General features: G+C 62.6%; 32 protein-coding genes and 1 pseudogene. 11 read left to right on the top strand and 22 right to left on the bottom strand.

Annotated features, from left to right (window positions below; all coding sequences use genetic code 11):
- The 7 genes from APH33_RS25280 to APH33_RS25250 all read right to left on the bottom strand — a co-directional run bounded on the left by APH33_RS25280 (position 1) and on the right by APH33_RS25250 (position 6,643).
- The gene (locus tag APH33_RS25280; RefSeq protein WP_054887765.1) at positions 1-1,260 is read right to left on the bottom strand and encodes a cyclopropane-fatty-acyl-phospholipid synthase family protein; all 1,260 of its coding nucleotides are present in this window, start codon (positions 1,258-1,260) and stop codon (positions 1-3) included.
- Positions 1,235-2,047 carry a DUF1365 domain-containing protein gene (locus tag APH33_RS25275; RefSeq protein ID WP_054887803.1) on the bottom strand — a complete coding sequence of 271 codons (813 nt, stop codon included), beginning with the start codon at positions 2,045-2,047 and terminating at the stop codon, positions 1,235-1,237. The genes APH33_RS25280 and APH33_RS25275 overlap by 26 nt, the downstream gene beginning before the upstream one ends.
- Positions 2,044-3,291: an NAD(P)/FAD-dependent oxidoreductase gene (locus APH33_RS25270; protein ID WP_054887764.1), complete on the bottom strand. Its 1,248-nt coding sequence runs from the start codon at positions 3,289-3,291 to the stop codon at positions 2,044-2,046. Before APH33_RS25270 ends, APH33_RS25275 begins: the two co-directional genes overlap by 4 nt.
- 3 nt (positions 3,292-3,294) lie before the next feature.
- A complete protein-coding gene (locus APH33_RS25265; protein WP_054887763.1) occupies positions 3,295-4,047 on the bottom strand; it encodes an SDR family oxidoreductase in 753 nt (250 codons plus the stop codon).
- The gene (locus APH33_RS25260) at positions 4,044-4,466 is read right to left on the bottom strand and encodes a nuclear transport factor 2 family protein (protein ID WP_054887762.1); all 423 of its coding nucleotides are present in this window, start codon (positions 4,464-4,466) and stop codon (positions 4,044-4,046) included. Before APH33_RS25260 ends, APH33_RS25265 begins: the two co-directional genes overlap by 4 nt.
- 217 nt (positions 4,467-4,683) lie before the next feature.
- On the bottom strand, positions 4,684-5,691 hold the full coding sequence (locus tag APH33_RS25255) for a zinc-binding alcohol dehydrogenase family protein (RefSeq protein WP_054887761.1): 1,008 nt from the start codon (positions 5,689-5,691) through the stop codon (positions 4,684-4,686).
- Positions 5,692-5,845: 154 nt separating this feature from the next.
- Positions 5,846-6,643: an SDR family oxidoreductase gene (locus tag APH33_RS25250; RefSeq protein WP_054887760.1), complete on the bottom strand. Its 798-nt coding sequence runs from the start codon at positions 6,641-6,643 to the stop codon at positions 5,846-5,848.
- 104 nt (positions 6,644-6,747) lie between these two features.
- Here APH33_RS25250 and APH33_RS25245 point away from each other — a divergent pair, with 104 nt between their 5' ends.
- On the top strand, positions 6,748-7,701 hold the full coding sequence (locus APH33_RS25245) for a GlxA family transcriptional regulator (protein ID WP_054887759.1): 954 nt from the start codon (positions 6,748-6,750) through the stop codon (positions 7,699-7,701).
- Between the two features lie 65 nt (positions 7,702-7,766).
- Here APH33_RS25245 and APH33_RS25240 read toward each other — a convergent pair whose 3' ends face one another.
- Both APH33_RS25240 and APH33_RS25235 read right to left on the bottom strand, forming a co-directional pair.
- The gene (locus APH33_RS25240) at positions 7,767-8,126 is read right to left on the bottom strand and encodes a hypothetical protein (RefSeq protein WP_054887758.1); all 360 of its coding nucleotides are present in this window, start codon (positions 8,124-8,126) and stop codon (positions 7,767-7,769) included.
- A gap of 88 nt (positions 8,127-8,214) precedes the next feature.
- Positions 8,215-9,339 carry a mechanosensitive ion channel family protein gene (locus APH33_RS25235; RefSeq protein ID WP_054887757.1) on the bottom strand — a complete coding sequence of 375 codons (1,125 nt, stop codon included), beginning with the start codon at positions 9,337-9,339 and terminating at the stop codon, positions 8,215-8,217.
- 220 nt (positions 9,340-9,559) lie between these two features.
- Between APH33_RS25235 and APH33_RS25230 the strand changes: the two genes are divergently transcribed.
- A complete protein-coding gene (locus APH33_RS25230; protein WP_054887756.1) occupies positions 9,560-9,856 on the top strand; it encodes a hypothetical protein in 297 nt (98 codons plus the stop codon).
- Between the two features lie 36 nt (positions 9,857-9,892).
- Here the strand turns inward: APH33_RS25230 and APH33_RS25225 are convergent, their stop codons facing one another.
- Positions 9,893-10,138, bottom strand: a complete 246-nt coding sequence (locus tag APH33_RS25225) for a hypothetical protein (RefSeq protein ID WP_054887755.1) — start codon at positions 10,136-10,138, stop codon at positions 9,893-9,895.
- A 105-nt stretch (positions 10,139-10,243) separates the two neighbouring features.
- Positions 10,244-10,708, bottom strand: a complete 465-nt coding sequence (locus APH33_RS25220; RefSeq protein ID WP_054887754.1) for a hemerythrin domain-containing protein — start codon at positions 10,706-10,708, stop codon at positions 10,244-10,246.
- Between the two features lie 249 nt (positions 10,709-10,957).
- Here APH33_RS25220 and APH33_RS25215 point away from each other — a divergent pair, with 249 nt between their 5' ends.
- On the top strand, positions 10,958-11,242 hold the full coding sequence (locus tag APH33_RS25215; RefSeq protein WP_054887753.1) for a DUF6555 family protein: 285 nt from the start codon (positions 10,958-10,960) through the stop codon (positions 11,240-11,242).
- Between the two features lie 397 nt (positions 11,243-11,639).
- Here APH33_RS25215 and APH33_RS25210 read toward each other — a convergent pair whose 3' ends face one another.
- From APH33_RS25210 to APH33_RS25200, 3 genes are all read right to left on the bottom strand, one after another.
- Positions 11,640-12,083, bottom strand: a complete 444-nt coding sequence (locus APH33_RS25210; RefSeq protein WP_054887752.1) for a DUF421 domain-containing protein — start codon at positions 12,081-12,083, stop codon at positions 11,640-11,642.
- Between the two features lie 9 nt (positions 12,084-12,092).
- Positions 12,093-12,545 (bottom strand): hypothetical protein, encoded by a 453-nt coding sequence (locus APH33_RS25205; RefSeq protein ID WP_082433702.1) that lies wholly within the window; start codon positions 12,543-12,545, stop codon positions 12,093-12,095.
- Between the two features lie 65 nt (positions 12,546-12,610).
- Positions 12,611-13,114, bottom strand: a complete 504-nt coding sequence (locus tag APH33_RS25200) for a CinA family protein (RefSeq protein ID WP_054887802.1) — start codon at positions 13,112-13,114, stop codon at positions 12,611-12,613.
- Between the two features lie 208 nt (positions 13,115-13,322).
- On the opposite strand from APH33_RS25200, the gene APH33_RS25195 reads away from it, so the two are divergent.
- Positions 13,323-13,556, top strand: coding sequence for a PLD nuclease N-terminal domain-containing protein (locus APH33_RS25195; protein ID WP_054887750.1), 234 nt, complete (start codon positions 13,323-13,325; stop codon positions 13,554-13,556).
- A gap of 36 nt (positions 13,557-13,592) precedes the next feature.
- On the opposite strand, the gene APH33_RS25190 is transcribed toward APH33_RS25195, so the two are convergent.
- Entirely contained in the window at positions 13,593-14,450 is an 858-nt protein-coding gene (locus APH33_RS25190) for a glucose 1-dehydrogenase (RefSeq protein WP_054887749.1), read from the bottom strand.
- Between the two features lie 193 nt (positions 14,451-14,643).
- Here APH33_RS25190 and APH33_RS25185 point away from each other — a divergent pair, with 193 nt between their 5' ends.
- Positions 14,644-15,168 (top strand): hypothetical protein, encoded by a 525-nt coding sequence (locus APH33_RS25185; protein WP_054887748.1) that lies wholly within the window; start codon positions 14,644-14,646, stop codon positions 15,166-15,168.
- A 68-nt stretch (positions 15,169-15,236) separates the two neighbouring features.
- Here APH33_RS25185 and APH33_RS25180 read toward each other — a convergent pair whose 3' ends face one another.
- From APH33_RS25180 to APH33_RS25170, 3 genes are read right to left on the bottom strand one after another with little or no spacing between them, the layout of a single operon-like run.
- Entirely contained in the window at positions 15,237-15,776 is a 540-nt protein-coding gene (locus APH33_RS25180) for a type 1 glutamine amidotransferase domain-containing protein (protein WP_054887747.1), read from the bottom strand.
- Between the two features lie 56 nt (positions 15,777-15,832).
- Positions 15,833-17,158, bottom strand: a complete 1,326-nt coding sequence (locus APH33_RS25175) for an SDR family oxidoreductase (protein WP_054887746.1) — start codon at positions 17,156-17,158, stop codon at positions 15,833-15,835.
- A gap of 19 nt (positions 17,159-17,177) precedes the next feature.
- Complete coding sequence (locus APH33_RS25170) at positions 17,178-18,380, bottom strand: zinc-dependent alcohol dehydrogenase (protein ID WP_054887745.1); 1,203 nt, start codon at positions 18,378-18,380, stop codon at positions 17,178-17,180.
- Positions 18,381-18,639: 259 nt separating this feature from the next.
- Between APH33_RS25170 and APH33_RS25165 the strand changes: the two genes are divergently transcribed.
- Positions 18,640-18,921: a hypothetical protein gene (locus APH33_RS25165; RefSeq protein WP_054887744.1), complete on the top strand. Its 282-nt coding sequence runs from the start codon at positions 18,640-18,642 to the stop codon at positions 18,919-18,921.
- 77 nt (positions 18,922-18,998) lie between these two features.
- On the opposite strand, the gene APH33_RS25160 is transcribed toward APH33_RS25165, so the two are convergent.
- On the bottom strand, positions 18,999-19,820 hold the full coding sequence (locus APH33_RS25160; protein ID WP_054887801.1) for a helix-turn-helix domain-containing protein: 822 nt from the start codon (positions 19,818-19,820) through the stop codon (positions 18,999-19,001).
- Positions 19,821-19,822: 2 nt separating this feature from the next.
- Positions 19,823-20,032 (bottom strand): hypothetical protein, encoded by a 210-nt coding sequence (locus APH33_RS25155; RefSeq protein WP_054887743.1) that lies wholly within the window; start codon positions 20,030-20,032, stop codon positions 19,823-19,825.
- A gap of 276 nt (positions 20,033-20,308) precedes the next feature.
- On the opposite strand from APH33_RS25155, the gene APH33_RS25150 reads away from it, so the two are divergent.
- Positions 20,309-21,235, top strand: a complete 927-nt coding sequence (locus APH33_RS25150; protein ID WP_054887742.1) for a universal stress protein — start codon at positions 20,309-20,311, stop codon at positions 21,233-21,235.
- A gap of 28 nt (positions 21,236-21,263) precedes the next feature.
- Here APH33_RS25150 and APH33_RS25145 read toward each other — a convergent pair whose 3' ends face one another.
- Positions 21,264-21,812, bottom strand: a complete 549-nt coding sequence (locus APH33_RS25145) for a GNAT family N-acetyltransferase (RefSeq protein WP_054887741.1) — start codon at positions 21,810-21,812, stop codon at positions 21,264-21,266.
- 184 nt (positions 21,813-21,996) lie between these two features.
- Here APH33_RS25145 and APH33_RS25140 point away from each other — a divergent pair, with 184 nt between their 5' ends.
- The 4 genes and pseudogenes from APH33_RS25140 to APH33_RS25125 form a co-directional block, all read left to right on the top strand.
- Positions 21,997-22,911 carry a universal stress protein gene (locus APH33_RS25140; RefSeq protein WP_054887740.1) on the top strand — a complete coding sequence of 305 codons (915 nt, stop codon included), beginning with the start codon at positions 21,997-21,999 and terminating at the stop codon, positions 22,909-22,911.
- 3 nt (positions 22,912-22,914) lie between these two features.
- Positions 22,915-24,282, top strand: coding sequence for an MBL fold metallo-hydrolase RNA specificity domain-containing protein (locus tag APH33_RS25135; RefSeq protein ID WP_054887739.1), 1,368 nt, complete (start codon positions 22,915-22,917; stop codon positions 24,280-24,282).
- A gap of 20 nt (positions 24,283-24,302) precedes the next feature.
- The gene (locus APH33_RS25130) at positions 24,303-24,947 is read left to right on the top strand and encodes a hypothetical protein (protein ID WP_256218746.1); all 645 of its coding nucleotides are present in this window, start codon (positions 24,303-24,305) and stop codon (positions 24,945-24,947) included.
- A 62-nt stretch (positions 24,948-25,009) separates the two neighbouring features.
- Positions 25,010-25,363: pseudogene (locus APH33_RS25125) on the top strand (phosphoribosyltransferase); the annotation flags it as partial.
- Positions 25,364-25,574: 211 nt separating this feature from the next.
- Here APH33_RS25125 and APH33_RS25120 read toward each other — a convergent pair.
- Positions 25,575-26,144: a GNAT family N-acetyltransferase gene (locus APH33_RS25120; RefSeq protein ID WP_054887738.1), complete on the bottom strand. Its 570-nt coding sequence runs from the start codon at positions 26,142-26,144 to the stop codon at positions 25,575-25,577.
- Positions 26,145-26,195: the final 51 nt, after the last annotated feature.

The following is a 26,195-nucleotide window of genomic DNA, read 5'->3' as shown; positions in this document are numbered from 1 at the left end:
TCAGACATCCGGTAGCGGTGCCCGCCGCGCCTGGGGGCCGGCCCACAACAACTGGGCGACGCCGATGGTCCGTTCCTCGAAGCCGCCCTGGCAATAGCACAGGTAGAACTCCCACAGGCGCTGGAAGGTGTCGTCATAACCGAGCCTGGCCAGTTCCGTGCGTGAGTGGCGCAAGTTGTCGCGCCAATGGCGCAGGGTGCGCGCGTAGTCCAGGCCGAAATCTTCCATATGCACCAGGTTCAGCTCCGTCTGGCGGCTGGCGGTGTCGAGCAGGACGCTCAACGAAGGCAGGGCGCCGCCGGGGAAGATGTAGCGCTGGATGAAGTCCACCGAGCGGCGGGCCTGGGCGTAGCGTTGGTCGCGGATGGTGATGGCCTGCAGCAGCATCAGGCCGTCGTCCTTGAGCAGCGTGGCGCATTGTCGAAAATAGGTGGGCAGGTAGCGGTGGCCGACCGCCTCGATCATCTCGATGGACACCAGTTTGTCGAAGCGCCCGCGCAGGTCGCGGTAGTCTTCATGCAGCACGGTGATTTGCCGATCCAGGCCCAGCGCCTTGACCCGCTGCAGGGTGTGGGCGTATTGCGCGGCGGAGAGGGTTGTGGTGGTCACCCGGCAACCGTGCTGCAAGGCCGCGTGGATGGCCAGGCTGCCCCAGCCGCTGCCGATTTCCAGCAGATGCTCGCCGGGCTTGAGTTCGAGCTTCTGGCAGATCTGCCGGAGCTTGTTCGACTGCGCCTGTTCCAGGGTTTGTTCGGCGCTGTCGAACTGCGCAGCGGAATACATCATGGTCGGGTCGAGCAGCCGTTCGAACAGCGCATTGCCGAGGTCGTAGTGGGCCAGGATGTTGCGCCGCGCGCCGCGCCGGTTGTTGCGGTTGAAGTGGTGCAGCAGGCGCAGGGCCGGGCGGGCCAGGCGCGCCAGGCCGCCTTCCATGGCATCCAGCACTTCGAGGTTGGCGACGAACAGGCGAGTCACCGCGGCCAGGTCCGGGCTGCGCCAGTAGCCGTGGATGTAACCTTCGCCCGCGCCGATCGAGCCATTGCCGGCCACCAGGCCCCAGGCTGCGTCGTCGACAATCTCCACTTCCGCATAGAGCGGGCTGGCGACGTCGCCGAAGGTCCATTGCCGGCCCTGGCTGATCAGGCGCAGATGGCCACGGCTCAGGTGGTGCAGCTGTGCCAGTACCGCACGCCTTGCCAGCCCGCCGAACAGCGGCGCGATGCTGGCTGATTTGCTAACGCTCAGGGTCGGGTCGGGCATGATCGTGGTCCTCGTGTATGGCTTGGCCAAGCGACAGGTCGTGCTGGCTGGCGGTGTGGTCGTAGACAGGGGAGCGTTTGAGCAGCAGGCGCAGGGCTTGCCAGTAGATACCGGTGACGGTGCGCAGGCTCATCCAGGGAAAGGCCAGGAGGTGCCGCTGCAGGCTGGCGCGGTCGAGCGGCTGGCGCTGCACAGCGAGGTCCGCGGCGAACACCAGCCGCCCGGCTTGCCAGTTTTCCATGTGCACACGCACGCGTTGCCCATCGACGGTGAAGCGCAGCCGATAGTCCATGTCCATGGGCATGAACGGCGAGACATGGAAGGCCTTGGCCACGGTAAATGGCCGGGCCAGGTCGCCCTGTACTGGCAGCACATAGTGGAAGCGCTCGCGCCAGGGTGTGTTGCGTACCTCCAGCAGCACGCTGGTGACCTGCCCTTGGCGGTCGTGGCAGAAGTAGATGCTCACCGGGTTGAACGACAGCCCCCAGCAGCGCGGTTGCGTCAGCAGGTGCACGGCGCCTTCGGGCACTTGCCCGGTGGCCTGGCCGACCAGCAGGCGCACGGCCTCGCCCAAGGGCTTGCCCTGGCGAGTCAGCGCCGGCAGGTAGTCGGTTTCGCGCCAGCACAACGGCGCCAGGCGGGAGCGCCCGAGCCAACGGGACAGGCTCAGCAGGCGTGGCAGTTCGTCGAGGTCCAGGTAGAACAGGCCGATGCGATAGCGGAACGCGTGTGGCCTGGGCGTCAGGCGCCGGTGGCTGAGCCAGCCGTGGCACAGGCTGCTGTTCACAGCTGCTCTCCGAAGTGCCTGGCGACGTTCAGTGCACTGAGCACGCCGTCTTCATGAAAGCCGTTGGCCCAATAGGCGCCGCAGTAATAGCTGTGCAGCGGACCCTGCAGTTCGCCCTGGCGGGCCTGGGCGGCTACGGCAGCGAGGCTGTACTGGGGATGTGCATACTCGAAGCGGGCGAGTATCTGTGCCGGGTCTATCAGCGCTGTCTGGTTGAGGCTGACGCAGAACGTCACCGGTGCATCGATGCCCTGCAGGATGTTCATGTCGTAGGTGAGTGCAGCGGGGGCCTCTTCGCTGCCACCCAGGCGGTAGTTCCAGCTGGCCCAGGCCCTGCGCCGGCGGGGCAGCAGGCGGGTGTCGGTGTGCAGCACCACGTCGTTGCTGGCGTAGTGGATGGCACCCAGGATCTCCTGCTCCTGTTCGCTGGGGGCGTCCAGCAGCGCCAGCGCCTGGTCGCTGTGACAGGCGAAGACCACTTTGTCGAAGCGCTCGCTGCCAGTAGCCCAGGTCACGTTCACACCCTCGTCGTCGCGGCTTACCCGTTGCACCGGGCAGTTGAGGCGAATGTGCTCGGCAAAGGGCTGGCACAGTGGCGCCAGGTAGCTGCGTGAACCGCCCTCGATCACCCGCCATTGCGGGCGCTGGTTGACTGACAGCAGGCCGTGGTTACGGCAGAAGCGCACGAAGAACTGCAACGGGAAATGCAGCATGTCGGCCCGCGACATCGACCAGATGGCCGAGCCCATGGGCACGATGTAATGCTCGATGAAGCGCTGGCCGTAGCGGTTATCCCGCAAGTAGCTGCCCAAGGTGGTCGCGCCATCGATGCGCTGCTGGTCCAGGTCGGCCAGGGCCTGGCGGTTGAAACGCAGCACATCGCGCAGCATGCCCCAGAAGCCGGGCGACAGCAGGTTGCGCCGTTGGGCGAACAGGCTGAGCAGGTCGTGCCCGTTGTACTCGAAGCCGCTAAGCGGGTCGTGCACCGAAAAGCTCATTTCGGTCACCCGCGAGCCGACGCCCAAGTGTTGCAGCAGGCGGATGAACTGCGGGTAGGTCCAGTCGTTGAAGACAATGAAGCCGGTGTCCACCGCATACTGCTGGCCGCGCCAATGCAGATCGACGGTATGGGTGTGCCCGCCAACCCGGTCGGCCGCTTCGAAAACGGTGACGGCATGCCGGCGTGACAACAGGTGGGCGCAGGTGAGGCCAGCGATACCGCTGCCGATGATGGCGATGCGCATGGGTCAGTCCTCAGGTTGTCGGGCCAGGCGCTGGCCTAGCTTCAGGCGCCAGCGTGCCGGCAATGCGCCGAGCAGGCGCAGCAACAGGGTGAAGGTGGCGGGGAAGGTGATCTCCAGCGGGCGACGGGGCAGGCGCGCGACAATGTGCCTGGCGGCGCGCTCTGCACTCCACAGCTGGGGCATGGGGAAGTCGTTGCGGCGGGTCAGCGGGGTATCGACGAAGCCGGGGTTGACCAGGGTGACATCGATGTTCTCGCGGGACAGGTCCAGGCGCAGGGACTCGACCAGGTAGCGCAGCGCTGCCTTGGACGCCCCATAGGCACCGGCCCGTGGCAGGGCAAGCCAGCTGACCGAGCTGCCGATCACCACCAGATGCGGGCGCTGGCTGCGGCGCAGCAGGGGCAGCGCGGCCGCCAGGCAATGGCTGGTGCCGATCAGGTTGGTGCGCATGACCCGCTCGACCAGCGCCGGGTCGAATTGCCCAGGCTCGAGGTATTCGCAGGTGCCGGCATTGAGGATCACCAGGTCCAGCGAACCCCAGGCCTGCTCGATCTGTGCGGCGATACGTGCCACCTGCTCAGGCTGGTCGACATCGCCGACGGCCAACAGCACCTGGCCGGCAAACTGTGCGGCCAGGCCTGCCAACCTGTCAGCATGCCGCGCGCCAAGCGCTACCTGATGGCCTTGCTCCAGCAGGCGCTGCGCCAGTTCCGCGCCGATGCCGCTGCTGGCGCCGGTCAACCAGCAGCGGCTCATGCCAGCCTGCCCTTGAGCCAGCGAACCGCGCCGCCCAGGACCGGAACATGTTCATAGAGCAAGGCGCCAGCGTCGAAGTAGTCCTGATGAAAGTACACCCGCCCACGCCAGCGCAGGTGACTACAGCCTTGCAGGCTGATCGGCTGGCCGCCGGCCAGGCGCGGATGGCGGTAGTGCAAGACCCAGCGGATGTAGCCGTGCCCCGGCGCTGGCTCATCGAGCCCTTCGAAGCGGTAGCCGACCTCGGAGACATTGGCATAGAGCTGTGCGAAATAGCCACGCAAGGCCGAGAGCCCACTGATGTGATGCAGTGGATCACGGAAATCCACATCCTCGCTGTACAACTCGCCGAGCAGGTCGAGACTGTCTGGACCCAGCATGGCAAAGCGTTCGGTGAAATGTTGCAGGTAGTCGGACATGCGCAATACCTGTACAAAATAAAATTACTGTACAAGGTATAGTGCAAGCGCCTGGAAAAATCTATACATCCGAATATTTTTGTACAATTTTATCGCGCGCCTTCCATCGAGGCGCGGAGGCTCGCTGCTGCGCGACGCTTTCAGCTAACCGATCTCGCCTGTTGGAGGGCTGACCGCGCTCGCGACAGCCTCCACTTTTCGCTTTGTGCGTAGCGGGTCAGAAACCTTCCAGCACGATCTTCCCTTTGGCTTTACCGCTTTCGACCAGGCCATGTGCGCGCTTGAGGTTCTCGGCGCTGATCGTACCGAAATGTTCGCCAAGGGTGGTTTTGATCTCCCCCTGGTCAACCAGCTGCGCAACACGTTCGAGCAGCTGGTGCTGCTTGATCATGTCCTCGGTCTTGTACAGCGAACGCGTGAACATGAGCTCCCAGTGCAACGAAAGCGACTTGCGTTTGAGCGGCATCACATCCAGCTGTGCGGGGTCGTCAATCAGCGCGAGCTTGCCTTGGGGCCGCAGCACTTCGACCAACTGGGTAAGGTAGGTGTCGGTGTGCGTCAGGCTGACCACATAGTCGACCGGGTTGAGCTTGAGCGCTTCGAGCTGGAGCGGGATAGACTGGGTGTGGTCGATGACGTGATGGGCGCCCAGCTCGTTCACCCACGCTTGGGTTTCAGGCCGTGAGGCGGTGCCGATGACGGTCAGTTGCGTGAGCTTGCGGGCCAGCTGAACGAGGATCGAACCGACGCCACCAGCAGCTCCGATAACCAGCAGACGCTGGCCCTTGCCCGCGTTCTCTTCGATACCCAGGCGGTCGAACAGCAATTCCCATGCGGTGATGGAGGTCAGCGGCAAGGCAGCGGCGCTTGCGTTGTCCAGGCTGCGCGGTTTGTGCCCGACGATGCGCTCATCGACGACATGCAGCTCGCTGTAGCTGCCGGGGCGATCGATGGCGCCGGCATAGAACACCTCATCACCCGCTTGGAACAAGGTCACTTCAGCGCCGGTCGCGCGGACGACGCCAACCGCATCCCAGCCCAGAACTTGCGGCAGCTCACCGCCACGGCTTGCACGGATTTTCGTGTCGACAGGGTTTACGGCAATCGCCTTGACCTCCACCAGCAGATCCCGGGCGCCAGGCTTGGGTGCGGGGAGTTCCGCGTCGTAGAGCGATTGCGGGTCTTGGATAGGCAAACCGGGCTGGTTATAAACGACGGCTTTCATGGGCGCTACCTCCAGTGATGTGAAAAGTGCGTGCAGGCTATTGGTTTCGATTCATTCAAGACACAGCCTGAATGGAGTAAGACTTTATCGCTTGGGATGAAAATCGGGTGAAGCAGCCACGACCGCGCTGGCTCGCTTCACCCGGTGAACGGGATCACCTGGCGTTGTAGCGGGGAGCCAGCTGGTTATTGGACAGCTGACCGAGCAGGGCCTTGCGGCTGGCTTCATAGCGTTCGAACGGTTGTAGGTCATGCATCGACGGGATGGAAATCACCACATTGTCGTCGAAGTCCTGCAAGGCGCCGTCCACCAGGTCCTGGGCCGACATGACGATGGCGGGATCCAGGTTCTCGACCGGCAAACCGCCGATCTGCCAGAAGTCGGTCGCCGTGGCCCCGGGCAGGACTGCCTGGACCCTGATGCCCTGGTCCGCAAGCTCCTTGTGCAGCGACTGGGTAAAGGCGGTGACATAGGCCTTGCTGGCGCCGTACACGCCGTTGAGCAGCTCCGGCGCCAGGCTGACGATCGACGAGATGTTGATGACGGCGCCTTGCTTGCGCGCCACGAAGCCTGGGACGGCCGCATAGGTGAGGCGGGTGAGGGCGGTGACGTTGAGGCTGATCATTTCGGCCATGCGCTCGACATCACTTTCCAGCAGGCTGGTGTGAGTGCCGATGCCCGCGTTGTTCACCAACAGGCTGATGCTGGCGTCCTCACGCAGTTTGCGTTCCACCCTGGCCAGGTCATCGGCGTCGGCCAGGTCTGCCGGGAACACCTCCACGTTCTGCTGGGTTTGCGTGGTGAGCCGGCTGGCCAGCGTATTGAGGCGTTCGCGGTTCCGTGCGACCAGCACCAGGTCGTAACCTCGGCGTGCCAAACGTTCCGCGTAGATGGAACCAATGCCGGTGGAAGCGCCGGTGATGAGGGCGGTGCCTTTGAATGGCTGGGTCATGGTAGTGCTCCTGGTTGGGTGTAGCGCCATGATGGAGCAGGTCGCTTTTGTCTTGAACGACGTATATGGTACGGTTTCAGGACATTGAACAAGGAGCGCTAATCATGCACCGGGTCGGCTACCTCATCACCGAAGGTTTCCAGATCATGTCGCTGGCGACGCAGTCGGTATTCGAGTTCGCGAACATCGTCGCAGGCGAAGCGGTTTACAAGATCCAGAACTTTTCCATCGAGGGTGGCACGGTGCGCTCTTCGCTAGGGATGTACATGGACACGCTACCGCTGGGCGCGCCTGGTCTGGCCGACACCTGGATGATCACCGGGACCTTGACCCCGCTGACGCCGCCGAGCGAGCAAGTGTTGGCCAGCGTGCGAGGCTTCGTCGACGGCGCTCGTCGTACCGCAGGCCTGTGTACCGGTTGTTTCATCCTGGCCCAGGCGGGCGTGCTGGATAACCGGCGAGCCACGACGCACTGGGCCTATGCGAAAAAGTTGCGTGAGCTGCATCCGAAAATCGAGGTGGAAGATGATCGGATCTTTATCGTCGATGGGCAGATCTGGACCTCGGCTGGCATGACCGCCGCCCTGGATATGGCACTTGGCATGGTGGAAAAGGACCTGGGAACCGACATGGCCAGGTCAGTGGCACGCAAGCTGGTGATGCATCAACGCCGCTCGGGTGGGCAATCGCAACATTCCGAACTGTTGACCCTTTCGCCAAAGTCGGATCGGATCCAGAGCGCACTGGATTATGCGCGCAAGCACCTGAGTCGGCCGTTGAGTGTCGAGGAACTCGCCGAAGCTGTGCATTTGAGCCCCCGGCAGTTCACCCGGGTATTCACCGCCGAGACCGGACAGTCACCGGCCAAGGCCGTGGAGAGCTTGCGGCTTGAAGCGGCCAGGCTGCTGATCGAGCAGAGCAGGCACAGCCTGGACGTGGTGGCGAAGGAGGCCGGCTTCAGGGATCGGCGGCACATGCGTGAGGCCTTCATGCGCGGCTATGGCGTCCCCCCGCAAGCTGTGCGCAGGGACGCCAGGCGGGTGGTGACTGCGTCATGAGCGGCATGGGTTCAGCGGGCTAACGGGCGCCTGCCGCTCGCTAGCCCGGCTTGTTGAGACTGCCATCAACCGCCGGAGCTACCGCCACCTGATGCACCACCTGAGCCGCCTGCGCCCGAGCCGCCACTGCCGTTGCCACCGCCGGTACCGTTGCCGGTACCGCTACCGGTACCTGAGCCGTTGGTAGTGCCGTCACCTCCGGTATTGTCCGTGCCATTGCTATCGGTACCCCCAGAGCCGGTACCCATGCCATCCCCAGGCGTTCCGGAGCCGGTAGCTCCGCCGTTGCCATTCATGTGGCCGCTGTCCTGGGTCTGCGTACCTGGGGCGCGTTGGTCGTTCAGGTCAGTCGCCGCCAGTACCAACGGGGCGCTGGCGCCAAGACACAGCGCCAGTAACAACGAATGAGGCTTGATGATCTTCATGGTCTGTCTCCATTAAGGGGTTTACCTTTGGTTGGGCCTGCCCGTGGGGCAACCTGTGCGATGGCGCCGACGAGCGGAGGCCATGGAGTCAGGCCCCTCTGATACCGAGGCTGTCGCGCCCCTGGCCCTGCACGTCGGCCTCGTGTGGCAATGCGGTGACCTTGATTGCGCGCACCGGTACTGCGAACTTGGCGCCGATTTTCGAGAAGCGTTCGAGCAGCCTGAAGTTGATTGCCTGCTGGATGTCCATGTACAGGTTGTAGCCAGGGTCCTTGACGATGTACACGCATTCGAATTCCAGCGCCTCCTTGCCGAAACCGCGCAGGTGGGCGCGGTCGAAACGCACCTGTTCCTGGCCCTTGATGGCCTCTTCGACAATACCCGGCGCTTTCTTCACCGCCTCGGTGGGCGTGTCGTAGGACAGGCCGAACTCGAAGACGATGCGTCGCTCCTGCAGACGCTTGTAGTTCTGGATGGTGCTGCTGATCATGCTGGCGTTGGCCATGACGATCTGCTCGCCGCCGAGGCTGCGGATGCGTGTGGTCTTCAGGCCGACGTGTTCGACGCTCCCGGCCAGCGGCCCGATGACGATGAAGTCGCCGACCTCGAAGGGCTTGTCCACGGCGATCGACAACGAAGCGAACAGGTCGCCGAGGATGTTCTGCACGGCAAGCGCCACCGCGATGCCTCCCACGCCCAGGCTGGCGACGAACGCGGTGATGTTCACCCCCAGGTTGGACAGCATTGCCAGCAGCACCACCGACCACAGCAGCACCCGCGCGCCCCAGGCTGACAGCGTGGCCAGTGCGCTGCCCTGGTTCAGGCCATCGGCGCGGTGGCGGGCGAAGTAGTGGCCCAGGCCCAGGCCGATGGCGCGGTTGGCCCAAAGGCCGATCTGCAATGCAGCGACCACGAACCACAGGCTGCCGACCCGGGTCAGCCAGCGCTCGGGCAGGTCGAGCATGCCCAGGCCCACCAGCAGCGAGGCCAGGAACAGGAGGAGATTGCTGGTGCCTGACAGCACCTTGGCCAGCACCTGGCTCAACGCGCCGTCATGCTCGGACCAGCGCCTCACCCGGTGCAGCAAAAAACTGATCGCAGCGCGGGAGACCAGGAAGGTCAGGACGGCCACGGTCAGTGCCAGCAGCAGGTTGAGGATGGAGATACCAAATACGGTGGTATCGGTGAAAAAGGCGATGATGCGTTCGTTCATGTGAGCCTCACCTCTGGTTTGCCCGATTGATTAGCCAAGGTTCTCTTGTTGGGACGCCCAACAGGCCCCACAGGTCGATTGGATTTCTCGGTTTCGGCAAATTCCAGGCGTCGTGGCTGCAAACAGTGCATCTGGCCGGCCGTCCGACACTGGCATTTGATTTGGAGTGTTGGCCCACAGCAAGCGATCTACCGCTGACAACCGTGCAGAGGACAAGCAGATGAAAAGACGAGGCGAAACCTATCGGCAGTGGTGCGACCCGATCTTGCACCACCAAACCCATGAGGAAGCACTCGACAACGGGGTCTGCCTTGAGGTGCAGTCGCGTTTGTCACGGACAGGCGCTACCCAGCTGTTCATCGGCGTCTATCGGGCAGACGGCTCGATGCTGTGTGAACGGGTCTATCATCAGCGCCCCGGCGAAACCATGAGCCGGGCACTGGTCTGGGGCGTTGGCTATGCGCGGCGTTTAGCCAGCGAGGGCGAGGTGGCAAGTGTCGAAGCAGCAGGGCCGTAAGCGTGTGGCTGAATGCCCGGCGATGGGGCTGGGCGTTCAGCCCGTTTGCATCGCCGTGTTCTTTTTCCAACCCCGCAGGTTCATCACGCACAGGCAGACCTGAAGGATGATCAACGCCCAGGCCTGTGCCTGCCAGCCCCACACCCCCCACAGCACGTTGCTGGCAATGAAGCAGCAGAACCCGAGCTTGCGTCGGCCTGGGCGCCGTGAGCCGATGCACCAGGCAGCCAGTACGGTGAGGGCCATGGCGGGCCATTCGAGAAAGTCGATCCAGTCATTCATCCTGCGACATCCGAGCGATTGCGTTTCGATATAAATTGCCCAGCGCCGATTGCCCACCCGGTAAGCCCGGGCCAGCGCGCCCGGAGGGGGCACGCTGGGGGTTGGTCAGGCGGCGCGCTGTTCACCCTTGAGCAGTTTCTTTTGGGCTTCCATGGCCTGGCCCATGTCCTCCAGTTGCTGCTTGCCCAGCAGCTTGCGAGCGGTGGGGAACAACTCGCTCTCTTCTTCCTCGATATGGTGTTCCAGCAGCTCTTTCATCACTTTGACCCGGCCGGCGAATTCCACGCTTCCGGTCTCGGTCTCCAGCAGGTCGGGCAGGACCAGCGAGTCGACCGTGCGGTGTTCCTCCTTGGCCTCGTAGTACATCTTTGCCTCTTCCTTGCCGCCAGCCTGCTTGATCGCCGGGTACAGGATCTCTTCTTCCAGGGCTGTATGGATGGTGACTTCCTGCTTTATGCGTTCCAGCAGCTCGGCGCGTTTCTTCACTGCACGTTCGGTGGTCGAGGACAGTTCCTCGAGCAGTTTCTTCACCAGTTGATGGTCCTGGATCAGCAGTTCGATTGCATTCATGGGGCACCTCTTCAGGGGCTGGGAAAAATCACGGTTGCCTTCGATGGAGTGGGCCACAAGCTGCGGGGTTCAATGCAATTGATCAGCGCACTGGCGGGACGGAGAGTCCAGGCCACTTCGATCCGGGGTGTGATGCGCTCGGCAAGTATCGGGCGCTGGGTAATATGCGACGTATACGGTCGTGCAGTTTCACTGAATCTTTTCTTGCACGCGCTGCTCCTAGATCGTGAATCGTAAAAGGAGAGTCCGATGGCAGGTCAGCAACTTTTCGTGATCGAGTATGCGCTCAGGAGTGAATACCGCACATTCATCATCCGGCTGGACAAGATGGACAACGCCGAAGCGTGGCATTGGGCGAGCTGTGATGCCGGGGTCGGCATCATTCCTCGTTTTGGCCAGCACAAGATCAAGAAGGTCAGCCGGCCCATGGCAGAGCGCTATGGCATTTCCGATGTGAAATGGCGAGCTGCCGGGGAAGGCCCGGAGTTTGTTGCTCCGCCAGTGGACGTCAAGAAGTTCTCAACCCACTCTTGACTGATCGTTGCAGTGGCCAGGGCCGATCCGTCGCCCTGGCCAATATTCGTCATTGACCCAGCGCCGCTCGTCTTCACGCCGTTATTGGCATGGAATTCTCATAGATTTTTACAGATCAAAATTATTTCCAACCACAATAAACACGGGGGCTTCATGAGCTGCCTTATCTGCGCAGGAAGTGCGGTGTCTGTCCAATGTACGGTCGGCTGGGAAGAGCGAAACTGCCCACGCTGTGGGTGTTACCGAATGTCCCAGGCGCTGATTGCCTCGATGATGGAGGAGGGCCAGATCTTCGATGCAGAAAAAATGAGGCTCTGGCTTGGCACGTGTCGTAATGTCGCAGCGGTGCCTACCATAGAACCCCATCAAGCGATATTGATGCGATAACCGGAGGCAGTCATTCGTTTGCGATTATCGATATTTTTCCGTTTCGCTCCACAATCGCAAACTTGATCTGTTGCACCGATTCCAGTCCTTGGCTGTCGCGAGCTGATTCCAGAATGTCGTCCTCGGTCAACCGGGCTCGGCGCATTCGCTGGTGCAGAAACTGCCCATGCTCGACCACCAGGGTTGCGTGGCCATCCAGCAAGCGTGCAAGGGGGCGGGCGTTCAGTTTGGCCAGCGACAGGCCGACATCCAGCACGATCAATGTGGCGATCACCAGCATGGCATTGGTGAACGAAAAGTCTTCGCCCAGCAGCGCCTGCTGGGTCGCCTCGCCAATGATCAGCAGCAGGACGAAATCGAAGGTGGTCAGGTCGGCCAGCGAGCGCCGCCCGGCTATGCGGAACAGCAGCATCAGGGCGAGGTACATTCCGGCTGCGCGGAGGATCGAATCCATGACGCACTCCTATGGGTAGAGGAATGTGGAAAAATGGACTTCAGTCTGCGAGCCTACCCTCACGACGCCTTGCAAAGTACCGACGTGCTCGCTGCGTAGCGTCAGGTACAGGGTGGCCACGCCATCATTTGTCGTACCCAGTTGCAAGAGCACGGCGGGGCCATGGGACATCGAGACCTGCGGCTCGGGCTGCATCGTCTCGATACTGGCCTGGCGAAGCAGTGATCCCGCCAGTTCGACCATGACCGGTTTGCCCGGTACGCCTTGGACGGTGATGAACAGGCTGTCGGTCGTACCGCTGCGGCTGAGGCGCTGGTATTCGACCTTCAAGCGGCCATCCTGGCTTACCGCCTCGGCATCGCTCAACGGGCCGTTACCAAACAGCCCGGCCAAGGCAAGCAAGACGATGATCACCAGCACATACCAACCGACACGTTCGAAGCGCCAGACGCGCTGCTGCATTGGCATGTTCTCTTGGACGGGGTGACGCCTGGAGCACAGCTCATCGTCCGCCATTTCACTGGCCCTCAGGCACGTTCGCCGCGAAGCCAGCGTTGGTGATAGTGAGCCAGGCGCGTGAGGCCGAATTGCGCGCCCTGGCGCATCACATCCATCCTCTGGCCAAAGAAACGCTGGGTTCGGGTAAAGACCGCGACAGGCTCGCCGGCAAAGGCCCAGGCAAAGCACATCGTCCCGGGTGGCACCCCGGACTCAGGGCCGGGCCCGGCGACGCCGGTGGTGGCAATCACCACAGTGGCGTCGCTGTCTCGCAACGCACCCAGGGCCATTTCCCAGGCCACCGGCTCGCTGGTCAGCCCGTAGCGCTCGATCGTTTCGCCACTGACGCCCAACAGGCGCTTTTTTGCACTGGGCGAATACACGACATAGCCACTTTCCAGCACCTCGCCGGTGCCGGGGACTGCCGCCAACATGGCTACCATGCAACCTGCCGTGCACGATTCAGCAGTGGAAAGGATCAACTGATGGTCTTTGAGATAGCCAATCGCGGCCAGTACAGGATCGGACGTCATGAGGGTTTCGACTCGCTTGTTCTTTCGCTGTTGACGCAGCCGTTGCGCGATTGGTTCAGCCATTGTTAGGTCCGCCTGTCCCAAGCCTGACACCTCGCCTGAACTTTGTCCGGCTTGCTGCCTTCACTTGTTTAGGGGCAGCGGACCTTCGGCATAAACCGGTATCGAAACGCTGCGGCTACTCAAACGGAACAATGGAGACAAGCAAATGGGCGATCTCGCAACGTATTTCTGGATTGCCGTGGCGGCCATCATTCTGCTGGTCGATCTATGGGCGATTGTCAGTGTGTTTCGCAGCGACAAATCTGACGCAGTCAAGGTGATGTGGTCGTTGATACTTATCGTGCTGCCCGTCGTCGGGCTTGCCATATGGGGCGTCGCTGGCCCGCGCGGGATCAAGCGCGGCACGGGTCCGACCTCACCCGAACACAGCAAAGGGTAGCGGGCAGGGCTCGCCGCGAGGCGAGCCCTTTTTTGGCTAGAGGATCGGTTTACCGCCCGTCACGGCATAACGTGACCCGCTGATGTAGCTGGCCTCGTCCGAGGCAAGCAGAACGTAAATCGGCGCGACTTCGACCGGTTGGCCAGGCCGCCCCATGGGGTAGCTGGAACCGAAATTCTTGACCGCCTCATCCGGCATGGTGGCGGGTATCAAAGGCGTCCAGATCGGGCCCGGCGCCACGCAGTTCACCCGTATGCCCTTCTTGCCCAGAAGCTGGGCCAGCCCAGCCGTGAAGTTTGCGATGGCACCTTTGGTCGTGGCGTACGCCAGCAGTTGCGGCGAAGGATCATCGGAATTCACCGAGCTGGTATTGATGATCGAGCTGCCTTTGGGCATCGAGGGCAACGCCCGTTGGCAGATGCGGAAGATGGCCGTGATGTTGACGTTGAAGGTCATCAGCCATTCATCGTCGTCGATTTCATCGAGGGTTTCGTGAGACATCTGGAACGCTGCGTTGTTGACCAGCACGTCGATGCGGCCGAACTGTTCAACGGTCTTGTCGACAATGTCATAGCAATGCTGCTTTTGCGCCAGGTCACCGGGGAGCAGCAGGCATTTGCGACCCGCTGCTTCCACCCAGCGGGCCGTCTCCTGAGCATCGTCATGCTCGTCGAGGTAGGCAATGGCGACATCAGCGCCTTCGCGAGCGTAGGCGATGGCCACAGCGCGGCCGATACCGCTGTCGGCACCGGTGATCAAGGCGACCTTGCCGGCAAGCCGGTCATGCCCTGCATAGGTCTGTTCGCCGCAGTCCGGATACGGATCCATCCGGCGCTGCGATCCGGGCACCGCTTGCGGTTGTGAAGGGAAGGGCGGGGTGGGGTAGTCACTCATGGTGGTAGCTCCTGCATTAACGAACGGATGTATCCGTTTGAAACAGCACCGAGCAAAGTGTTGGACGTAATTGGCTGTCGCCGCGACGGACGGAGTGTTCGGCCAATTGCACTGAATTTTCGACAAAGGGCTCAGCTCTACCTGAGAGATGCCAGTCTTCTCAGTACGCCGTTGCTGACCCAGGAGGAATCGAGTGCCCCGTATCATCACGCCCAGCACACCCGAGCACGAGCAGGAGGAGCGTAACGCCAGGATGTTCGGTTCGCCCAAGGAACGCCTGGATTTCTACCGCAAGGAAATCCAGTACGAGACCAGCATCCTGGCCAACCGGACAGACGCCTACCTGGCGGCCCAGTCGTTCCTGGTCATCGCGTTCGTGTCTTCGATGGGCAACCTCAACCAAGGGTGGGGTGAGATGTTCACCCTGGTCGTGCCCGCCTTTCTTGCGTTGCTCGGCGTGCTGAGTTCGCTCAACGCTTGGCCAGGCATTCGTGCTGCTTATCGCATCATTGAACACTGGCAGCTGAAACAGAGTCATCTGCTGCGCAGTGAACCGTTGATGGGGCTGGCTTATGACGAGTCACCGCTGTTTTGCGAGGTCGAGACTTCGCAGGCAGGCCACCGCAAATCGCTGCTGTTTTCCTTGCGCACGCCGTGGATATTCCTTTGTTTCTGGGTCGTGCTGGGCAGCTACTCGGTCTACATTCAGCTGGCATGAATCGGCAGGGCAAGGCCCCGTTGTCGATGCAGGCAATGCACGGCAAGGGGCCGGTTGCAGAAGGGGGCTCAGCTGGCCAGAGCCTTGATCAATTGCTCATTGAAGGCCGGGATATCGTCCGGCTGGCGGCTGCTGATCAGGTTGCCATCCACCACCACTTGCTCATCCACCCAGTTGCCGCCTGCGTTGCGGATGTCGTCCTGTAATGTCTTGTAACTGGTCATCCGCTTGCCCTGTGTCAGGCCCGTCGATACCAGCAGCCAGGCGCCGTGGCAGATCACCGCCAGCGGCTTGCCGGCCGAGTGGTGACTTTTCACCAGCTTCTGTGCCCCCGGAATCAGCCGGATCGTGTCGGAATTCTGTACGCCGCCAGGTAACACGATCGCGTCGTAAAGATCGAGGTGGGCACTGTCAAAGGTGGCATCCACCTCAAACGCGTCCGCAGGCTTGTCGTGGTTCCAGCCGCGTACCGTTCCTTCCTTGTCAGCCAGGATGTCGACCACAGCTCCGCGTTCTGTCAAGGCGTCACGCGGCCCGGTCAGCTCGACCTGTTCAAAACCATCGGTGACCAGAAAGGCCACGCGCTTGCCGTTCAATTGTGTGCTCATCGTTGATTCTCCGTTCTCAATGGTCCCGCAATGTCGGGTTGGTTCGTCGGGTTCGGTCAGCCGCGCCGTCGTTGCGAATGGGTAATGACAAAGCCTGCAAGGAAACCGATAACCGCTGCGCTGAGCAGCAGCGGGGTTTTGTCTTTGGGCGTTCGCCATCCGCCTTCGACACTTCGATGGCCACTGGGTGGCTCGAACAGATTGCCTGAGGACTTTTCGGCACTGGGACTGCGCTGCAGGCCCCTGCGGGCAAGCCACCCGGACAGTACCGGCAGCCCGGGCACCAGGTAGCTGGCCAAATGGGCGATGCGGGCGCTTGCGCCGACGGTAGTGTTGGCGCGAGGCGAGATCGCGCAGGCCACCATGGCCTTTGCCACCCGCTCAGGGTCGTAGATTGGCCCTGGCGGTTTGAGGGCATGACCGGTGTAGTTGCCACCGTCGCGGAAGCCGGGGGTATCCATCACGGCGGGGTAGATGTCGCAGACGTGGATATCGGGGAACTCGGTAAGCTCGCCCCGCAATGCCTCGGTGAGCCCGCGCAAGCCGAACTTGCTGGCCGAATAGGCGGCGGCATAAGGTTGGGCTAGCCAGCTGCCCAATGACAGGGTGTTTATCAGTATGCCGCTGCCTTGCTGCTTGAAGTAGGGCAGCGCAACGTGAGCCCCTCGTAGGTAGCCCAGCAAATCGGTCTGAATCACCTGCTCATGCGCTTCAAGCGGTGTCTCCTCGAAACTCCCCACCGCTCCCACACCTGCATTGTTTACCCAGATGTCTATGCGGCCATGGCCAAATTCGGCAGCGCGGGCTGCCAAGGCTTGTACCTGGTCGCTTTGGGTCATGTCGGTGGTCACGGCCACCGCGTCGGTGCCGCAATCGGTGCATTCGTCCAGCGTTTGAAACAGCGCTTCCTCATCCCGTGCCGCCAGCACCAGACGAGCGCCTTTACAGGCAAAGGCATGGGCAGCGGCTCGCCCTATGCCGCTGGACGCGCCAGTGATCACCACCACCTTGCCACGCAGCGGGCCCTTGATCGGCGAGCCGGTCAATGGCGGAGGCTGGTCGGGGGCGACGGAGGTGTTCATCGGCGCCGTGCAGGGCTCACTGTCCTCGATGGGTGACAGCTGGAGGGTGGTGCCGTCCACCAGCTTCAACGTCAGGTTGCTGATGGTGCCGGCCACCCGATCGGGGAATACGGGCTCTCCTTGAGCATCCAGACTGTCGTAGATGAACCGGTCACCCTCCAGCCATCCAACCGCCGTCAACAGCTCCGGGCCCAGGTAATACTTGCCATCCTGAAAGAAGCCGGGGAACTGATGGGCCCGCTCGATGTTTTCGACACAATAGCGCTCACCTGGCTTCATTCCTGTCGCTTGATCAATCATGGTGCAAGCTCCTGTGCGCTTAAACGTAGTCGGGGCCGAGCGTCCCGGATGCCGCCCCTGGAACAAGGATCACCTTGCGGCAGTTATCCTCTTTCTGATCGAACATCTTGTAGCCCAGGGCTGCCTCTTCCAGCGCGAGGCGATGGGTCACGATCAATTCCGGCTGCAGCCGTCCTGCTTCGATATGCTCGAGCAGCTCGGGAAGGTACTTTTGAACATGGGTCTGCCCCATCTTGAAGGTCAGGCCCTTGTCAAAGGCATCTCCGAACAGGAAGCCGTGGATGAACCCGGCATAGACACCTGGCACGCTGACCACGCCGCCACGTCGCACCGCCGCGATGCTCTGACGCAGCGCCTTGCCGCTGCTGCCCTCCAGCTTCAGGGCCGTCATGACGGTTTCCGTGGTGCTGCCCTTGGCTTCGAACCCGACGGCATCGATGACTGCGTCGACGCCGCGCATACCGGGTGTCTGGCGGATGATGCTGTCGGCAGGGTCGTCATCCTTTTCGAAATTGATCGGGATGACGCCGTAGGCATCCTGGGCATAGGCCAGCCGGTAGTCGTTGTCATCCACCATGAAAATGGTGTGAGCGCCCAGCATCCGTGCGCAGGCGGCACTCAGCAGCCCCACCGGCCCCGCGCCATAGATCGCCACCGACGAGCCTTGGCCGATCTGGGCATTGACCACAGCTTGCCAGGCGGTGGGCAGGATGTCGGAGAGGAACAGCACTTTGTCATCAGCGAGGCTCGTCGGGACTTTGAACGGCCCGACGTTGCCCTTCGGCACCCTGACATAATCGGCTTGGCCTCCCGGCACGCCGCCGTACAAGTGGCTGTAGCCAAACAGCGCTGCGCCGGGTGGAATGCCCTTCTTGTTGAGGATCGCTCCCCGCCCGGTGTTGGTCGTTTCGCAGGCGGCAAACAGATCGTGCTGGCAGAAGAAGCAGCTGCCACACGCGATGACGAACGGGATCACGACGCGGTCGCCAACCTGCAGGTTGGTCACGTCTTTGCCGACCTCTTCGACGATGCCCATGAACTCGTGGCCGAAGATGTCGCCGTGCTCCGTTGCCGGGATCTTGCCGTGATAGAGGTGAAGGTCGGATCCGCAGATGGCGGTGGCGGTCACCCTCAGGATGATGTCGTCCGCTTCGGTGATGATCGGGTCAGGGACGGTATCGACCCTGACATCGTTAGCGCCGTGGTAAGTCAGTGCTCTCATGCTGTTCGCTCCTGCATCACAAAAAATCGTGGGGGTATGCAGGGGAAGCCTGGTGGGCGGTCAAAGTTCAGACCAAGTTGTTCAGTGGTGATCATGGACACGGCAGAACACACATGCAGGTCGAGTCAAAGCGTAAAAACTGGATTGACCAGCGCCCCAGCATGCACTTAGGTGCCATGCGGTCACACCGCTGACCTGTCCCAGCTGAACCTATTCACAGCTGTGTGCTCGACAGTCAAAGCGTGCGAGGGCAGGCGAGATGAACGCGATCAACCAGCAGATCAGCCAGGAACAGCGCCGTCTGGTTGCAGTGAACCGTTGGTTCATGGTCTATGACGATGTCGAGCGCAGGCGTAATTGCCCAAGCAGCCACCACGAAGCGCTGCTTGGCCAGGCCGACGAGATGGACCGCTTGGGACTCATTGGCTGGCGCGAGTGGCGGGATCTACGGCGCCTCGCCGACCGTGCATTTCTAAGAGCCATAGCCGGCGCGGACTATCATCGCGTCCCCGGCGAACGATTCCAGCCTGAGCCCACTTGAATCACTGTGGCAGGGCAGCACGTCACCCAAGGGCTGAGCAGGTCAATGCCCCCCGGCCGCGTTGCCAAGGCCCACATTTACGGGGTCTGGCAGGGTGGCTTCGGCTTGTCCGCGCTTACGCTGTCAGCGCCGCCCTGCTGCAGCGCCATCAGCGCAGGCATGTCGAGTATCTCCACCAGCCTGCCTTGCAGGCTGACGATGTGCAGTGCGCGCAGGCGGGCGACAGAGCGGCACACGGTTTCCAGGCGCAAACCCAGGTACGAGGCCATGTCCTCGCGAGACATGCGCAACATGAAGCCATGGGCCGAGTAACCGCGGCTGACGAAGCATCTGGACAGCCCCACCAGGAAGTTGGCCAGCCGTTGTTCGGCGGTGAGGTTGCACAGCATCAGTACGCGCTGGTGCTCACGTACGATTTCCCTGCTCATCAAGCGATTCAGGCTTTGCTGCAGGTCGGGATAGGCCCGCGCCAGGGTTTGCAGGCGGCGGTAGGGCACCGGGCAGACTTCGCTGTCTTCCAGGGCTATGGCGTCGCAGACATGGCGTTCGGTGGCAATGGCATCGAGGCCGAGCACGTCACCCGGCATCCAGAAATTGATCACCACGCCCTGGCCTTCGATGGTGTTGAGGCTGGTCTTGAAACTGCCGCAGCGCAACGCATAGAGCGTGGTGAGAGGGACATCGGCATTGAACAGCGCGGCGCCCTTGCGAATACGCATACGGGGCCCAATCAGCGTGCCCAGGCAACTGTTGTCGTTGAGCGGCAAGCCGGTGGGCAGGCACAGGCCGCTGACGCGGCAGTCCTTGCACAGCGACGTCAGCGGCCTCAGGTGTATGGGGGTTGCCGCGTGCGATGCATCGGGTTGATCGAGCAGCGTGACCTTCAGTTGACCAGACATCGTCAGGCCCCCTTCGCGCATCGGCGTTCAGCCGAGCCGGTGCGGCTGAAGGAGGGGGCTAGCCTGTCAAACGAGTGGGGGGCGTTGATGCGGGCAAGCAATCGCTCGGCGAATTGTTCGGCTTCAGTGGCCGTATTGAAGCTCACCCGGCAGTCATCCAGGCGTACCCACCAGCGGTTGTGTTCGGTGTTTTTCTCGACGTAGACGTTCATCGGAGCCTCGATCCGCCAGACAACTGCGGGCACTGCAAAACGAAGGCCTCCCTGGCGATTACATGAGGGCCAGGGCAGGTGTACCGAGGCTCAGTAATTTTTTCTTGGTCCAGGGTCAGCGTGCGCCGGATTTGCCAGGAATGGTTGATCCGCATCAAGTTCCCGCTTGGGCTGAATCACCGTTCGTCGACACGAAGCGTGAGTTGATAAACGTCAAGTCGCGCTCAAGGCGATGGCAGATCATCGAGGCATGCTTCCCAACTGCAGAGGTGTGCCATGGACAACCCGCAACGACTCTTGCTGATCGCGTCGCCCCTGATGCGCCGAACCCCGGTCTATGATCGCGCTGCAGCATTGGCCAAGGCCAAGGGCATGGCGTTGCACATCGTCGCTTTCGACTACCTCGAGGGGCTGGCCACGGCGGGCCTGGTCAATGACCAGGCCCTGGCGGTGATGCGCGATGGTTATGTGCGCCAGCACCGCGAGTGGCTGGAAAGCCAGGCGCTACCAATGCGGCGCACTGGCATCACGGTCACCACCGAAGTGGTCTGGGTGCTGCATCCGCTGAACGAGATCCTGGTGCATTTGCGCGAGCAACCGTTTGCCATGCTGATCAAGGAGTTCGAGCACGAGCCCTGGTGGATACGCGCCATGTTCACCTCGCTGGATGTCCAGCTGTTGCGCGATACGCGCATACCGTTGCACCTGGTACACAAAGCCAGCCACGCCTTGCCGCGCAGGATACTGGCGGCCGTCGACCTGTCCAGGCCCGAAGACCAGTATGAAGGCTTCAATGACCAGATCATCAGCGAGGCACTGAAACTGGCCTTGCAGTGCAACGCCCAGATCGACTTGCTCTACGTCTACGACCTGGGGTCGATGTACCTGGACGCCGGCGGTAGCCGTGAGCATTCGTTCGTATTCGACTCCAACCTCGCCCAGACCCTTCACGAAGCCCAGAGTGAGGCCTTCCAGGCGCTGGCCGAGCGCAATGGCATCGCCAGCGAGCACCGCCACATGCACATGGGCGATCCAGCCAAGGTCCTGGCCTTGTTCATGGATAGCCATGACATCGACGTGCTGGTGATGGGCAGCTATCACCACCATGGTATCGGCTGGTTCATCGGCAGTACCGCGGAGCGTGTCATGCACCGGTTGTCCAGCAGTGTGCTGGTGATCTCGCCCGAGCATTCACAGGGATGACGCACAAGGCCCTTCAGGGCCTTGTCGCTCAGGCGTTGAGGTCCAGCTCATGGATGATTTCGCTGACGTCGCCGCCCAGGTAACGCGAGGTGAAGCCTAGCGCCTTGGTCAGGCGGTGCATGGCGTAGTTGCTCGCCAGGTCCCGGGATACCATGCTCTGGTAGCCATTGCGCCGTGCCGCCTCGATCAGGTGCTGCAGCAGGCGCCGGCCCAGGCCTTTGCGCTGCCAGCCCTCGCTGACCGCAACCGCGCATTCGCAGCTCAGGCTGCCCGCCATGCCGGCATAGCGGCTGACGCCGACCTGCTGCAACTTGCCATCCACATGGGCGAGTGCGACATAGGCCATGCGCTGATGCTGATCGACCGGCATCCAGCGCGGGTCGAGGCTGGGCATTGCACCACTGAGCCCGGCGATGAAACGAAAGCGCCTGGCCTCGTAGGCGATGGTGCTCAGAAAGCGCTTGTCCCGTTCGTGGTCGTCCTCGCGCAGCGGGCGGATCAGCACGGCTGCACCGTCGTCAAGCGTTTCGACCCAATGTTCACCGGCTTGCGCCTGTTCGATCTGCTGCTCGTTCATGCTGCCTCCCGCTGGCCTGATCGGTAACTGGTGCAGCCGTTGTAACGTGGCCGACCGGTTCGGTTCTGACAATGGTCAAGTTCAGCGCCGATGGCGGTTTTCTGATCTGCATCAAGCGCCAGCGCGGCTGGGCGCGGAACATCGCCTGCATCACCCCCCAGTCGCGCAAGCCCGGAGGTTCATCATGGGTCAATACCGTCAACTGCTGGTGCTGCTCACCGAGGTCGATGCGCATTCAGCGGCGTTGCGCAGGGCCTTGGCCCTGGCACACGTCAGTGCTGCCAGCGTGCATGTGCTGGGGCTGTTCGAGCCGACCGAGGAGCACCTGCTGCGCGAGGAGCGGCTCAACGAAGCCGACATCAAGCGCCAGTACGAACGCTATCGGGCAAAGCTGGAGAGCTTGGTCGAGCATCATCGTGGCAGTGGCATCACGCTGACGGTCGATAGCCTGAACGCCGACGATATCCGAAGCACGGCCATTGACTACATCAGCGAACTGCAGCCTGACATGCTGCTCAAGGACAGCGAAAATGCCTCGGCCCTGGCGCGGCTGTTCGGCACGCCGCTGGACTGTGCCTTGATGCGCAGCTTGAAGGTCATCACCCACTTCGTGCCGCGGGACGCCGTGACGCTGCCGCGGCGGATCCTGGTTTGCGTGGATACCGCGTTCAGCGAGACGCCTGCGCTGCAGGAACACTTCAACCGTGGGCTCATTCGCGCCGCCCAGGCATTGGCGCTGCAGTGCGATGCGCCCTTGCACCTGTTGTCGGCCTACAACCTGGCGGGCGTGTTTGCCGCCGACATGCATGTGACCCAGGCCTGGATCGAGGAGATGCGCGCAGCGCTGCAGGAACCCTTCGAGGCCTTGGCCGACGCCGAGGGCGTCGCGCCGGAGCGCAGGCATTTCATGGAAGGCGGGCCGGTGCAGGTCATCCGTGAACAGGTGGCTGCGCTGGATATCGATGCGTTGGTGATGGGCGTCGTGCAGCCCAAAGGGCTGGACAAGCTGTTGGGCGATACCACCGAACGGATCGTCAGCCACCCGCCCTGCAGTGTCCTTGCGGTGCACCCCGACGTAGCCGAGCAGTGGGAGCCTTGAGCCATGCAATTGACCTTTCTTGGCGGCACCGGAACCGTGACCGGTAGCAAATTCCTGCTGACCCGCGACAGCACGCGGGTACTGGTCGACTGCGGGCTGTTCCAGGGCTTCAAGCAACTGCGCCTGCGCAACTGGGAGCCGCTGTCACCGGCCCTGCGTGCGCTTGATGCGGTGGTGCTGACCCACGCCCACCTTGACCACAGCGGCTATCTGCCGGTGCTGGCGCGGGAGGGCTACCGCGGGCCGATCTACGCCACCCCGGCCACCTGTGCCCTGGCGCAGATCCTGTTGCTGGACAGTGCGCGTTTGCAGGAGGAGCAGGCCGAGCATGCCAATCGCCATGGCTACTCCAAGCACACGCCAGCGCGCCCGCTCTATACCGAGCAGGATGCCAGGCAGGCCCTGGCCCTGCTGCAGCCAGTGGAGCTGCATCAGCCATTGCCGATCGCCGATGGCATGCAGCTGCTGATGCGCACCGCCGGGCATATCCTCGGTGCGGCGACGGTGCAGATCAGCGCCGAAGGCCAGACCGTGCTGTTCTCGGGGGACCTGGGGCGCCCTAAGGACCCGATCATGCGTGCGCCTGAGCTGGTCAGGACGGCCGACGTACTGCTGATCGAATCGACCTACGGTGATCGCCAGCACCCTGAAGAGTCGACCGCACAGTACCTGGCCAAGGTCATCAATGAAACGCTGTTGCGCCATGGCATCACCCTGGTGCCATCGTTTGCCGTCGGCCGCGCCCAGTTGCTGATGTATTACCTGTACACGCTCAAGCGCGACCGGCTGATCCCGGATATCCCGGTCTACCTGAACAGCCCGATGGCCACCGACGCCACCGCCCTTTACCAGCAGTACCGCAGCGAACATCGGCTGACTGCAGCCGAATGCGCCGCCATGTGCCAAGGCACGCATATCGTGCGTACGGTCGATGAGTCCAGGCACCTGGACCAGCTGCGCGAGCCTGCGGTGATCATTGCCGCCAGCGGCATGGCCACCGGTGGCCGGGTGCTGCACCACCTCAAGGCACTGGCCCCCAACCCACGCAACAGCATCCTGTTCTCGGGCTTCCAGGCCGGCGGCACGCGGGGGGCCGATATCGTCGCCGGTGCGCGCAGCGTGCGCCTGCACGGCGAAGACGTGCCGATAAGGGCACAGGTGCATGCCATGGAGAACCTCTCCGCGCATGCCGACGCCGACGAAATCATGGAGTGGTTGCGTGGCTTTGCCCGGCCGCCGCGGCAGACCTATGTCATTCATGGCGAGCCGCACGCTGCCGACACCTTGCGCCGGCGCATCAGCCTCGAACTCGGCTGGCAGGTCTGCGTGCCGGAATATCAGGAAACCGTCGCCATCGACCCGGTGCGCTAGCCAGGCGCGGGAGGTGAATCATGAGTACGCAAGCAAGGGCGAAACTGCGGGCCTGGATGCACAGACCCAAGGGCAGCCTGGGCTGGATCGTGGCCATCGTGGCATTGCTCGTCGCCGCGTCGGTGTACCGCGCATCGAGCCCCAGCTGGCGCATGCCCATGCGCGATCCGGCGGTGCTCCTGAGCCTGCTGGCGTTGAGTGTCGCGCTGGGGTGGGCGGTGCAGCGGGGCTTCAGACGCACGGTCGGCAAGGCCATTTTCAATGGCCAGGAGACGGGTTGGCAGGCCAGGTTGGCGTTGCTCCGTTCGATTACCCAGGAATCGAACCGGTTGATGAGTGTGTTGCTGCTGCTGGTCCTGCTCGGTACTGGCACCGTGTGGCTGGCCGGGCGCTCCGTGGCGCAGATCGTGGAAAACTGCACGGCCAACCTGCAGGCCCAGGTCGACGTACCAGAGGATGAGAAGCTCGCGGCGCTGGTCGGCAAACCCGTGTGCACGTGCATGGCTCAGACCTTTCTGGAGCGCAACGGGGTGCTGCGCCTGGCCCTGTTCGAAACGCCCCTGCAGGAGGTGAGTGGCCTGAAGGCGTTGACCCCCGCGGATGAGCAGCGTTGCCTCGCGCAGTTCGACCTGTTGCCCGAGGAGGGACGTGCAGTCACGCCTTGAACCCTCACTGGCACCATCGGATGCTGCAATGACAGGCGCCCATCGCGGCGCGGGAGGTGTTGATGTCCCATGATCTTGCCCAGCCCACCGTGTTTGCCGACCGGACCCAGGCGGGACGATGCCTGGTCGAGCCCCTGGCCCGTTACGCGGGCAGGCACGACGTGATCGTGCTCGCATTGCCGCGTGGTGGCGTTCCGGTGGCTTTCGAAGTGGCGACCGCCCTCGATGTGCCCCTGGACCTGCTGGTGGTGCGCAAGCTCGGCATGCCGTTTCACCCCGAGTTCGCCATGGGGGCGATAGCCAGCGGCGCAGTCACGGTGCTCAACGACGACATGCTGCGGGCCTGTCCGGTAAAGCCTGCGGTGTTCGACGCCGTGGTCGCCAGCGAAACCGAGGAGCTGACGCGGCGCGTTCGAGGAGCGCCGTGGACAACACATGGCGCAGCTCCTTGCGCTGGGGGTCACGCCAGTCGCTGAGGCAGGCTCGAACATGTGCCGGTCGCGCAGGTTCCAGGAAGCCGTCGAGCCTCGGTAGAGGGCCCGGTAGCACTGTTCGAAGGGCCGTTCATGGGTGACTCCCGTAGTCGGGCCGCCGCACCTTGACCCGTCAAGGTGCGGCGGCCCAGGGTCAGATCAGCGAGAGCCGGTGAATGACCTGGCTGGGGTCATCCGGGTCGGCGGCGGTGGTGAACCCCGCCGCCTTGGCCAGGTCGCGCATCGCATGGTTGGCTGCCGCGTCGACCGAATACATCTGCCGCAAGCCCTTGGCCCGGGCATGATCGATCAGGTGCTTGAGCAGCAGGCGACCCAGGCCATGGTGCTGCCAGCTGTCCATGACGGTAACGGCAAATTCGCACTCATCCTTGCCACTGGCGGTGGCGTAGCGGGAAATGCCCACTTCCTGCAATTCGCCATCCACGTGGGAGAGGGCGACGTAGGCCGCCTGGCGATCCTGGTCGACCTTCATCAGCTGGTCGAGCATGGCTTCACCGGGCTCCCTGAGCTGGCACAGGAAGCGGAAATGCCGTGATTCGGGCGATAGCCGTTCGATGAAGGCTTTTTCGCGTTCACGGTCCTGGGCCTGCAAGGGCCTGATCAACACGTGAACGCCGTTTTCAAGGGCTTCGATCCAGTGTTCACCCGAAGGCTTGGGGAACGAAGGCGTTGTGTGCACACGGGAAGTCTCGGCGGGCGCCATGGCAATGTCCTCTATGTCGAATGAACCAGGAAGTTCAGTGTCGGCAGCGGG

Origin of the sequence: Pseudomonas sp. NBRC 111130 (genome assembly GCF_001320485.1) — a bacterium.
GTDB classification, from domain to species: Bacteria; Pseudomonadota; Gammaproteobacteria; order Pseudomonadales; family Pseudomonadaceae; genus Aquipseudomonas; species Aquipseudomonas vlassakiae.
Note: the sequence above shows the minus strand (reverse complement) of the source record. Positions and strands in the feature narration are given on the sequence as shown.